This is a genomic window from Thalassospira sp. SM2505 (assembly GCF_054901115.1).
Window position 1 is genome coordinate 3840479 of the sequence record NZ_CM142731.1, and the last position, 11450, is coordinate 3851928.

Annotated in this window: 12 protein-coding genes; 2 read left to right on the forward strand and 10 right to left on the reverse strand. The window is 52.8% G+C overall.

All coding sequences use genetic code 11. The features are described from left to right. Positions 1 to 132 precede the first annotated feature (132 nt). A complete protein-coding gene (locus ACTU44_RS18045) occupies positions 133 to 1029 on the forward strand; it encodes a DMT family transporter (RefSeq protein ID WP_114098526.1) in 897 nt (298 codons plus the stop codon). 88 nt (positions 1030 to 1117) lie between these two features. Here ACTU44_RS18045 and ACTU44_RS18050 read toward each other — a convergent pair whose 3' ends face one another. The 7 genes from ACTU44_RS18050 to ACTU44_RS18080 form a co-directional block, all read right to left on the reverse strand. Next, positions 1118 to 2473, reverse strand: a complete 1356-nt coding sequence (locus tag ACTU44_RS18050) for a hypothetical protein (protein ID WP_114098525.1) — start codon at positions 2471 to 2473, stop codon at positions 1118 to 1120. 168 nt (positions 2474 to 2641) lie between these two features. Beyond that, positions 2642 to 5296 carry an alanine--tRNA ligase gene (gene alaS / locus ACTU44_RS18055; protein ID WP_114098524.1) on the reverse strand — a complete coding sequence of 885 codons (2655 nt, stop codon included), beginning with the start codon at positions 5294 to 5296 and terminating at the stop codon, positions 2642 to 2644. 169 nt (positions 5297 to 5465) lie between these two features. After that, positions 5466 to 5945: a GNAT family N-acetyltransferase gene (locus ACTU44_RS18060; RefSeq protein WP_114098523.1), complete on the reverse strand. Its 480-nt coding sequence runs from the start codon at positions 5943 to 5945 to the stop codon at positions 5466 to 5468. Between the two features lie 28 nt (positions 5946 to 5973). Next, positions 5974 to 6117 carry an entericidin gene (locus tag ACTU44_RS18065; protein ID WP_462096088.1) on the reverse strand — a complete coding sequence of 48 codons (144 nt, stop codon included), beginning with the start codon at positions 6115 to 6117 and terminating at the stop codon, positions 5974 to 5976. A gap of 207 nt (positions 6118 to 6324) precedes the next feature. Next, positions 6325 to 6501: a DUF1328 domain-containing protein gene (locus ACTU44_RS18070; RefSeq protein WP_114098521.1), complete on the reverse strand. Its 177-nt coding sequence runs from the start codon at positions 6499 to 6501 to the stop codon at positions 6325 to 6327. A gap of 78 nt (positions 6502 to 6579) precedes the next feature. Next, on the reverse strand, positions 6580 to 6720 hold the full coding sequence (locus ACTU44_RS18075) for an entericidin A/B family lipoprotein (RefSeq protein WP_114098520.1): 141 nt from the start codon (positions 6718 to 6720) through the stop codon (positions 6580 to 6582). 221 nt (positions 6721 to 6941) lie between these two features. Next, positions 6942 to 7994, reverse strand: a complete 1053-nt coding sequence (locus ACTU44_RS18080; RefSeq protein WP_114098519.1) for an alpha/beta hydrolase family protein — start codon at positions 7992 to 7994, stop codon at positions 6942 to 6944. Between ACTU44_RS18080 and ACTU44_RS18085 the strand changes: the two genes are divergently transcribed. Beyond that, complete coding sequence (locus ACTU44_RS18085) at positions 7959 to 9146, forward strand: helix-turn-helix domain-containing protein (RefSeq protein WP_258548719.1); 1188 nt, start codon at positions 7959 to 7961, stop codon at positions 9144 to 9146. The two genes, ACTU44_RS18080 and ACTU44_RS18085, sit on opposite strands and share 36 nt — an antisense overlap. Before the next feature lie 28 nt (positions 9147 to 9174). On the opposite strand, the gene ACTU44_RS18090 is transcribed toward ACTU44_RS18085, so the two are convergent. From ACTU44_RS18090 to nikR, 3 genes are all read right to left on the reverse strand, one after another. Continuing rightward, on the reverse strand, positions 9175 to 9480 hold the full coding sequence (locus ACTU44_RS18090; RefSeq protein ID WP_114098518.1) for an NIPSNAP family protein: 306 nt from the start codon (positions 9478 to 9480) through the stop codon (positions 9175 to 9177). 105 nt (positions 9481 to 9585) lie between these two features. Next, a complete protein-coding gene (gene recA, locus ACTU44_RS18095; protein ID WP_114098517.1) occupies positions 9586 to 10659 on the reverse strand; it encodes a recombinase RecA in 1074 nt (357 codons plus the stop codon). Positions 10660 to 10942: 283 nt separating this feature from the next. Then, the gene (gene nikR, locus ACTU44_RS18100) at positions 10943 to 11422 is read right to left on the reverse strand and encodes a nickel-responsive transcriptional regulator NikR (protein ID WP_114098516.1); all 480 of its coding nucleotides are present in this window, start codon (positions 11420 to 11422) and stop codon (positions 10943 to 10945) included. Positions 11423 to 11450 lie beyond the last annotated feature (28 nt).

Below are 11450 nucleotides of genomic sequence, written 5' to 3' on the forward strand. Positions count from 1 at the left end.
TCCCGTAAAAATCGTAACCGTGCTTTCATTAAAAAGGCTACATGGCAATTTTACCTTTCACAAGCCATATAAAACCGGTCGCAAAAAGCGGAAAGTAATGCCATCAAATGAATTCCTGAACGGAGCTTTCCGATGAAAGAACAAGTACGCGGCACCATCGAAATGACGGCTGCCATGACAATTCTGGGGACCATTGGCTGGTTTGTGGTGATGTCTGACCGCCCGGCAATGGATGTGGTTTTCTGGCGCTGCGTGTTTGGCGCGGCATCCCTTCTGGTGATTTGCACGGTGATGGGTCTTTTGCGCGGGCTTTTGAACCTGCGCATGCTGGGCTGGGCAGCACTTGGCGGTGTTGCCATTGTGACGAACTGGTACATGCTGTTTCAGTCCTATCCGATGGCCTCGATCTCGGTATCGACTGCGGTTTACAACACCCAGCCCTTCATGCTGGTGCTGTTTGGTGCAGCCTTCTTTGGCGAGAAACTGACTGCCAACAAATTCATCTGGCTCGGCATCGCCTTTGCCGGACTGCTTTTGATCATTGCCGGAAAACCCCAGGGTGGTCTTGGCGGATCGGACTATGCCGGGGGCATTCTGATGGCGCTTGGTGCGGCATTTTTCTGGGCAACGGCAGCCATCATCACCAAAAAGCTCAAAGGCACGCCGCCGCATCTGATCGCCCTTATTCAGGTCTGTGTCGGCATCCTGATGCTTGTCCCGTTTGCCGATCTTGAAAATCTGCCAGACAGCGCGCTTAGCTGGGGATCACTGATCACGGTCGGGGTGGTTCATACCGGGATCATGTATGTGCTGATGTATGGGGCGGTTCAGAAACTGCCAACCCATTTGCAAGGATCACTCAGCTTCATCTATCCGGTGGTCGCGATCATTGTCGATCTGATTGCCTTTGGCTATCGCCCGGATATGGGCCAGATCATCGGCGCAATTGCCATTCTGATTGCAGCGGCGGGCATGAATCTTGGCTGGCAGATCATCCGCCCGCGCACTCCGCGCAAAGTGGTATTCTGAAGTCTGGCAAACCTGACATCGGCACATTCATCACACAAAACAAAAGGGCCCCGAACGGGGGCCCTTTCATTATTCATACTTTCGCGCCTCAGCCTTCCAACGCCATTTCCTCGGCTTCTTCCTCCAGAGCATCAACACTGACATCCAACGCCCCGTCTCGTTTAGATTTGATTTTGGGCGCAGCCTTCCGCCACGCGACAAGGTTTTGCCCAATGTCTTTGTAAAACTCTGGAACAATTTCTTCCAAGGATGAGATGAAATTGGTTTGCTGCGTAAACTTCGCACCAATTCTGCGCGACAGTAAAACGTGGAAACCAAGCACTTGCATACCTTCTTTCCCGGTTTCCGCAATCGTGGCATCTTCCCGAAGCTCTTCGAGTGGATAGAGCGTAGCCTCACTGCTACCAGGCCACATCAAACGAATGTGGATATCCGGCGTTTCGACAGATTTCAGTTGTCTCAGAAGCCAGTTGACGCGGGCTTTGGTTGATTTCTTATCCTCCGGCGCCCTGAGGAACATCTCCACTGATATGGAGCGCGTCATCAAATTGGCATAAACCTCTACAGGAGAAGCGGCATCAGGAATGATGAGCGTTGTACCTAAACGTTTTGTTTCCCGCAGACAGGCAAACTCTTCTTTCATACGCAGGTTCGGATCATCCATGTGCTTTCTTGGGAGCTTCTCACGAACCAGTGTCTGGGTCTGCCGACTCAAAATAAGGGAAAGATCGCGGGTTTCCTGATGCCAAGCTTCAAGAACAACTTGGGCTGATTCGGACTTAGCTGGTATCCCTTCAGATGCAGAGACAAGCTTGTTCAGCTCTGTCCATTCTTGCGGCATCCGGTCAAAACCTTTTATCCCCGTACTTTCGTGGGTTAAAAAACGCTTTAATTCATTGAGTAGATAAAGCTGATCTGGGTCAGAAACCTCATCGTTGCTTATCAACAAGTCTGCCGTCGTAAGAATGAACATCCAGGACCAATGATAGACTGGAATACGAGACCGACTTTTGCGAACAGATTGCAACGGGTGATTTTCAGGCTTGGATGTAAACTGATTGGAAATCGTAATTACGCAATCGACCCCATGCAATTTAGCAAGGTTGCGATATCTTTCTACTTGGTCATCATCCAGCAGGTTTGAACCGACCTTGGTTTCAACGAGCGCCCGCCATTCGCGTTTTCCAGTCTGCACTATTAACAGGCCATCCGGGCGATCTTTCGACGCTGTTTTATCCCCAGCAAAAACAATCTCGGTAAAGGCGTCAATCGTAGAGGTACGACCAACACGAACACCTAATGACTTCAGTAAATTTTGTCCGAACTCATGAATACTTGTTAAACAACTTAGCACGACTGCGGTTGTTCTGCCCTCTTTCGAAGTTGTCGCCAAAACTGGAAACAATCGCGCTGCTTCACCTTGGGACAAATATTCTGGTCTCATCTGTCTCCCCCCTTCAAATGCAACCAAAGGTTAGACCTGAGAACACAAGTACCGCAACCAAAAGATTTATTAAGCAGATATAATTTAAGTACCCCAGTTCCATAACCGAAAAAAAAAGGGCCCCGAACGGGGGCCCTTTCATTATTCATACTTTTGTCTGTGACGGCATTAGCCAGCCACATGCGCCTCGATGGCAGCCAGTGCGGCGTCGGCCTGTGACGGGTCGGAACCGCCACCCTGCGCCATGTCCGGACGGCCACCGCCGCCCTTGCCGCCGAGTTTCTCGACACCGATACGGACAAGGTCAACCGCGCTGAATTTTGCGGTCAGGTCTTCGGTCAGGCCAACCACGATGGACGCCTTGCCACCATCACCCGAAACAAGGGCCACGATACCTGAACCCATCTGATCGCGCAGTTCGTCAACCATGCCTTTGAGTTCCTTGGCAGGAATACCGTCGAGCGAACGCAGGGCAAGTTTGACGCCATTGATTTCCTTGAAGGCATCGCCACCCGATGCACCACCGGAACCGGCAGTCGCAAGTTTCTTGCGCAGATCGGATACTTCGCGTTCAAGACGACGACGTTCTTCCTGAAGCGCCTTCACGCGCGCCGGGACGTCTTCGGCAACGGCCTTAAGATCAGCTGCCACAGTTGCCAGCACGTTTTCGCGTGCGGCCATGTATTTGGCAGCATCGGCACCGGTCAGGGCTTCGATACGGCGCACACCGCTTGAAACCGCACCTTCGGAAACGATTTTGAACATACCGATATCGCCGGTGCGCTTGACATGCGTACCGCCGCAAAGTTCGAGCGAATAAGCGTGTTCGTTGCTTTCGGGCAGGCCCATGGAAACAACACGGACTTCATCGCCGTATTTTTCACCAAACAGCGCCATCGCACCCAGTTCAATCGCCTCGTCCGGGGTCATCAGACGAGTGGTGACTTCGCTGTTTTCGCGGATAAGACGGTTAACGTCGGCTTCGATCAGTGCGGCTTCCTCGGCGGTTACGGCCTTGGGATGGGATACGTCAAAGCGCAGGCGGTCCTGTGCGACGAGCGAGCCCTTCTGGGTCACGTGACCACCAAGATGCTTGCGCATGACCGCATGAAGCAGGTGCGTTGCCGAGTGGTTGGCACGCAAGCTTGAGCGGCGGGTATGATCAACGCGGAACTCCGCAGCATCACCAACAGCAACATTGCCTTCGACAACCTTGCCCAAATGCACATGAAGGGCACCAAGCTTTTTCTGGGTGTCGGTGATTTCAATGACCGCACCCTTTTCGGTTTTGATCACACCGGCATCGCCCTGCTGACCACCGGACTCACCAAAGAAGGTGGTCTGGTTGGCAAGAACAGCAACCTCGTCGCCCTTCGATGCGGATTTGACTTCGGCACCATCCTTGATCAGCGCGGTCACAACGCCTTCGGCGGTTTCGGTTTCATAACCAAGGAATTCGGTCGCGCCATCACGGTCATTGATGTCAAACCAGACTTCTTCGGTGGCCGCTTCGCCCGAACCCGACCATGCAGCACGGGCCTTGGCTTTCTGTTCTTCCATGGCCGACGAGAAACCGTCTTCATCGATGCCGATTTTACGCGCCTTAAGCGCATCGGCGGTCAGATCAAGCGGGAAGCCATAGGTGTCATAAAGCTTGAAAGCAACGTCACCCGAAAGGGTCGCACCCTCGCCCATGCCATCGGTCGCGTCATCAAGCATCTTGAGCCCGCGATCCAGCATGGTTTTAAAGCCCTGCTCTTCCAGCTTGAGCGTTTCTTCGATCAGTGCCTGTGCACGCACCAGTTCCGGGAAAGCACCGCCCATTTTGCGGACCAGTGCCGGGACCAGTTTATACATGACCGGATCCTGGGTGCCGACCATATGCAGGTGGCGCATGGCGCGACGCATGATACGGCGCAGAACGTTACCGCGACCGGCATTGGACGGCAGAACACCATCCGCAATCAGGAAGCTGGTCGAACGCAGATGGTCGGCAACCACGCGGTGCGACACATTATGCGGACCATCCGGATCGGTATTGGTGGCGTCGGCCGATGCTTCGACCAGTGCGCGCATCAGATCGATGTCATAGTTGTCATGCTTGCCCTGAAGGACGGCAGCAATACGTTCCAGACCCATGCCGGTATCAATCGACGGCTTGGGCAGATCAACGCGATCACCATTTGCCATCTGTTCATACTGCATGAAGACGAGGTTCCAGATTTCAATGAAACGGTCGCCGTCTTCGTCGGCACTGCCCGGAGGGCCACCCCAGATGTGATCGCCATGGTCAAAGAAGATTTCCGAGCACGGACCACACGGGCCGGTATCGCCCATCGACCAGAAGTTATCCGAGGTCGGAATACGAATGATGCGGTCATCGGAAAGACCGGCAATCTTTTTCCACAAACCATGGGCCTCGTCATCGGTGTGATAGACCGTGACCAGAAGCTTGTCCTTGGGAAGACCATATTCCTTGGTGATCAGGTTCCATGCGAATTCAATCGCGTTTTCCTTGAAATAATCGCCAAACGAAAAGTTGCCGAGCATTTCAAAGAAAGTGTGATGGCGGGCCGTATGACCGACATTTTCAAGGTCGTTATGCTTGCCACCGGCACGCACGCATTTCTGCGAGGTGGTCGCGCGGGTATAATCGCGCTGTTCCTGACCGGTGAAAACGTTCTTGAACTGGACCATCCCGGCATTGGTAAACATCAGGGTGGGGTCATTGCGCGGCACCAGCGGGCTGGAAGAAACGACTTCGTGGCCGTTCTTGCGGAAGAACTCCAGAAACGTGGTGCGGATATCGTTAACGGTCTGCATATCTCTCCAACCCGGAAAACGCGGAACAAATTCATCCGCCGTGTTGGCGGACGGACTGCCCTATTTAGCGGGTCGGCCCTGCCCTGTCCAGTCAGGCGAAAGCGTTCAGCGCCAATTGTATCAAGATTTATGAGATTACGGCTTGGCTCATGCTCGAAACCGCTGGATGCTATACAGTCTTCAAGACCATTGAAAACCGATCCCTGTTCATTTGCCTCACAAAGCCAAGCTTCTCAAAACCCAGTCGACGCAATAATTTGGCAGATGATCTGTTTCCGGGATGGGCAAAAGCCGTCAACACGGGAATGGCTGTTTGGTGGCGGGCATGATCAATTGCGGTCTTTGCCAGCTCTGTGGCATAGCCCTGCCCCCAGAAATCGGGATTAAAGAAATATCCCAGTTCCGGCCCCCAGTCAGGATCGAACGGATCGATATACAATCCACCCCAGCCGATTATTCTTTGATCCTGACGCAACCGGATCACCCAGGGGGCGAAACCGTCAGATTTGCGGCGCGCCTCAAAGGCACTCAATCGCCTTTCGCAGTCATCAATTGTTTTGTCGCAATGGGTAAAGCGCATTGCGACGGGATCTCCCAGGAACGCAAAAAGGTCGCCAATATCGGCGACCTGCAACGACGTATAGAACAACCGTTCGCTTCAGAACTCCACAAAGGAGTTAGTCATTAATGCCTTCCTGAATTTGCTGACCAAGCTTTTCCACGTCGCGGCCGAATCCCTGAGCGGTTTCGCAGGCTGAAAGAGCCACGCCAAAGCCAAGAACCAGTGCAAGTGCCAACAAACGCTTCGTTATCATTACCATCGTACCAGGTTGCTCCGTAGCTGGGCGGATCAGATGCCGCTTATTGATTATGGGGCCATTCTGGCGTGACCGCGCACAGCTTACAACTGATAACGCAGCCCTTTGCCCCGATCACCCTTACAGACCAAAAGGACGCCATTATGGCGCCCTTCTGACCTTGTGCCGATCCGGGTTCCGGACGGCCAATCCTGGAATTGCATCATCGGCCTACATCGGCGGACGACGACCGCGCAGCGCATTCACCAGAAGTGAAATGGCAAAAAGCACGATAAAGACAAAGAACAGGACTTTGGCAATCCCGACGAATGTCCCGGCCAGACCACCAAATCCCAGAACGGCGGCAATAAGGGCAAGGATCAGACAGAATATGGCCCAACCTAACATGGCCTGTCTCCTGTGATGAGCGGGGGATGTTGCACATCTGGCAACGGATCAGACCGTCACATTTTCGGACGGTCACATTTACTGTGCGCTATCCTGAATGGCTTCACCGGCGTCTTCGACGTCTTCGCCAAAACCTTCGGCGGTTTCACAAGCGGCCAGGCCAACGCCCATACCCGCAATCATCAGAACGGCAAAAATCTTTTTCATCAGGTCCGACATGTTTGTTCTCCTGTTTGCTCGTAAGTGAAATGTTTCACAACACTCAAAACGGGAAGAAACGGGTGATGTTCCCGCAACTCACGCCAATTGCCTGATTTGAAACAATTAAGGCAGCCTCAACCCTTTTAATTCCGGGCCCCTTGACCAATCGTGATCATTTTGAGGCAGGGAAAAAAAAGAGGACATATTGGTCCTCCTTTTTCCTTGAAGCTTTCCCGAATTCAGGACCCCGGCAGGTTCAGGAATTCAGCAATCGCTGTAACAATCCTTTGATGAATCTGGCCACGGTCTGTGCCCGGAGGATCAGAGCAAATTGGATCGCTTCCTTCTTCTTTCAGAAGTTCAACCGCCCCCGGCACACATTCCGCAAGAAACGTCAGGTGATTTGCCGGTGCAAAGATTGCCGAGGATGCGTTTTTGATCCGTGCAACCAGATTGCTGCCCGAAGGGCCAAAGTCGGTAGCCGCCCACCTGTCTTCATCACCAAGGCCAACAAACAATATGGCATTGCTTACATTCGACAGGCTGGCCTGCGTGGCTGCAAACCCCATGCCCGGTTCGATTGCGACGATGCGTTTGATCCGGTCGTCCGACTTCGAAGCGGCGAAGTCATTTGGCAAATGATCGACATCTACACCGCCTTTGCGCAAAAAGTCACAATCCTGCGCCGCATCACCAAGTCTTTTACAATATTGAGCATAAAGCGCCTGATCGAACTGCACCCCGGAAAGACTCAGCACCGTCGTCCCCCCTAAAGAAAACCCGATTGCCGCGATATTCCGAGGATCAATGTACGGGGCAAAAGCCGGATTGGAGAGTATCTGATCAAGAGTGGCACTGATATCTTCAGCACGTTCACCTACAAATGGCGTCCGTCGGGGCGAAGAGTCCCCCGATGTTGTACCTGGATGGTTTAGCGCAACAACGATCGCCCCGCGCAAAGCCAATTGTGAAGACAGCCAGCCAAGTCCGTCCATATTTCCTCCTGAACCGTGGGAAAGAAGGATCAGGGGGTGGCGTCCCGGCGCGATTGCAGCACCAATATAAGCATCCGTACCTTTCCAGATGACGTTCCCGCCAACAGGAGCACGATAAATGAAGGTATCAGCCGGGTACCAGACTGATGCTGCCAATGGCATGGAACGATGGGCTGCCCGCACATCGAACCGATCATATCCGGGGTAATCTGATTGCTGTTTTGCGTGAACAAACGATGGGGACAAACCCGCCACCAGAAGATGGGAAAGCAGGACGACGACATAATTAAGTTTCATGATCAGGTTCCTTGTTCGCAGTTTAAGCTTGTGGGAACCTTCTGGCGCAAACTAGAATTTCCTGCGTCCTCGAACGGGTTTGTGAACGTATCAAAACCGGTTTTGATACCTTTGTCGGGAACTGACTGTCCGATGCTTGTCCTCCCTGTCCCAATCATTGTTGCCCTGGTTCTGGTTTTTCTTTTTGTCCGCGCGGCCGTGGGGGGAAAAACCCCCAAGATGCTTATGGCGCTCCTGCTTGCGTCTGCAGGGCAAAGTGTTTTGGTTGGGACTGTGCAATATTATGGCTTCACCAGTCTAAGGTGGCTTCAACCCGTTACTGCGTCGGTAATTCCCGCTCTGGCATGGATTGCATTTGTCGAAGCCAGTATCCGTATCCGACTGCATAGCCGGGACTGGTTGCATTTTCTGGTACCGGCCGTTGTTTTACTGTGCGTGCTTTTTTTGCCTGCAATCATTGATGTGGTACTTTGCAGTCTTTTTGTAGGGTATGGATGCGCGATCTTGGTCATGCTTCATCGCCAAGCTGGCGATTTTGCACATATGCGACTGGCCTCGGGCCACATACCATCACTGGTTTGGCGTTTCATCGCGTTGGCATTAATCGCTTCTGCCATAAGTGACGTTATGATCATTGCCGCAAAGACAGGCGGAAATGATCAGATTGTCGGTGTCATTTTAAGTGTCACATCTTCGATGGCTCTGCTCACCATCGGCTTTCTGTGTCTTTCCCCGGATATTGCAATTGATATCGATACAAACGATCCGCCGGAAAATCCGGCATCCAGCCACATTCCCCGAAACGTCGACATCACAGAACACAAATCCACAATGATCCAGCTTGAGGATTTATTGGTGGGGCAGCGGCTTTATCTCGACCCGGATTTGACACTTGCGCGCATTTCGCGGCGTATGGGTATACCGCTAAAGCAGATTTCGGCCGCGATCAACGCCACGACCGGTGAAAACGTATCGCGCTATATCAATAAATTCCGGATCGAACATGCCTGTAACGAACTTGGCCGCGGTCAGAATGTGACAACGGCCATGCTTTCGAGTGGCTTTAACACCAAGTCAAACTTCAATCGGGAATTTCTGCGCATTACTGGCAAGACGCCCAGCCAGTGGCAACAACAGTCACAAGCTGACTGACCCTGTAGGGTATCCCTTTTTACCGTTGTCAGCCCATCACCGGGCGCATGAAGCTGCGCTCATAGGAAATGATCGAGCGGTTCCGAACTTCCATATTCAGGACTTCCTGACATTCCCCGTCATCAGCCATACGGGTTCGATAATCTTCATATTCGGCAAGGCTCGGAAAGCTGAACAGCGCATAGGCGACGTTACTGGCCCCTTCGTGGGGCAGGAAATAGCCATGATGCGTGCCGCCCATGCGGTTGACGATGGGAATCCAGCGTTTGGCATATTCCTCGAACTCGGGGATTTTATGGCTGTCGATGATATATTTCAGATAGCAGGTGATCATGGCGGGGCTCCTGACCGGTGGCAGCTATATTAACGTCCAAAAGCAAAAGGACGGACCGCAATCACGGCCCGTCCTTTGGAAAACTAAGCTGAAAAATCAGCTCGATCAATCGTCATTGACCGGTTCATCTTCGCTCATATTGGTCATGCTTTCGGCAATCAGACCGGCACTCTCGCGAATGCTCTTTTCGATTTCCTGGGTCATTTCCGGATTCTCGCGCAGGAAGGTCTTGGCATTCTCGCGGCCCTGACCGATCCGGGTCGAGTTATAGGAGAACCATGAACCCGACTTCTCGACAATCCCGGCTTTAACACCAAGATCAAGGATTTCGCCCATCTTGGAGACGCCTTCGCCATACATGATGTCAAATTCGACCTGCTTGAAGGGCGGTGCCATCTTGTTTTTGACGACCTTGACGCGGGTCTGGTTACCAACGACCTCGTCACGATCCTTGATCTGGCCAATACGGCGGATATCAAGACGAACCGAGGCATAGAATTTAAGCGCGTTACCACCGGTGGTGGTTTCCGGGCTGCCAAACATCACACCGATCTTCATACGGATCTGGTTAATGAAGATCACCATACAGTTCGACCGCGAAACCGAGCTGGTCAGTTTACGCAAGGCTTGGCTCATCAGGCGGGCCTGCAGACCAACATGGGTGTCGCCCATCTCGCCTTCAAGCTCGGCACGCGGTACAAGGGCAGCAACCGAGTCAACGACCAGAACATCAATCGCCCCGGAACGGACCAGCGTGTCGGCAATCTCAAGCGCCTGTTCACCGGCATCAGGCTGCGAGATCAGAAGTTCGTCGGTATTCACACCCAGCTTGCGGGCATAGCCCGGGTCAAGCGCGTGTTCCGCATCGACAAAGGCACAGGTCCCGCCAAGTTTTTGCGCCTCGGCAATGGTGTGCAGGGCCAGCGTGGTTTTACCCGAACTTTCCGGACCATAAATTTCAACGATACGGCCACGCGGCAAACCGCCGATCCCAAGACCGATATCAAGACCGAGTGAACCGGTCGAAATGGCTGAAATGTCAACGGCGCTATCCCGCTGACCCAGCTTCATGATCGAACCTTTGCCAAATGCCCGTTCGATCTGCCCAAGGGCGGCTTCGAGTGCCTTCTGCTTATCCATAGTATCCTTATCCACCAAATGCAGCGCGGTCTGAATCATTGCTCGAACTCTCTTATTCCACAGGGCCGGGTAGGATGCAACGCAGGCGGTTCCCCGGACCTAAATGCGGAACGCCACCGCTTGAAGAACCTGCTGCCCAGACAGACTGTTTTCCCTGTTCACGTCAGCAGAACGCTTGAGAACATAATGTGAACACTCTCATAAAAAATCGGATGTTGCAAGTTTGTTCTTTTTCTCTTCGATGCCAGAATTTATCGCCAGAATCAAAAACCCCGACCAGAATTCGGTCGGGGTGCAGCATTTCCGGATAAGAAACCTGTCTTTAGTTGGTGATTTTCAGGTGTTCATGCTTATGCGCATGACCATGATGATCATTGCCATGATGATGGGTTTCAACATGCAGTTCGCCCGGAACCGTATAAAGCTGTCCGTGACGGACACCGGGCTGGGCAAGAACCTTGTCGGCGAAGGTCCGAATTTCCGATAACGCACCACGCAGGGTCACGCTTTCAAGACAGGTATCGTGATCAATGTGGAAATGCACCGTCGAGACCGTCAGGTTGTGGTGTTCATGCTGGGTGCTCATCAGACGGGATGCCAGCATGCGTTCTTCATGGTCATAGACATAATTCAGAACGGCGATACCGACGCCGTCAGCATCCTCGCTGAGCTTGGTGTTCTGAAGCTTTTCCCGAATCAGATCGCGGAACCCTTCGGACCGATTGGTATAGCCACGGCCTTCGAGGAAGGCGTCAAAGGCCTCCATCAGATCGTCTTCAATCGATACCGTCACGCGGGTCATGGCAATTCCCTTTCAGAATCATCGTCTT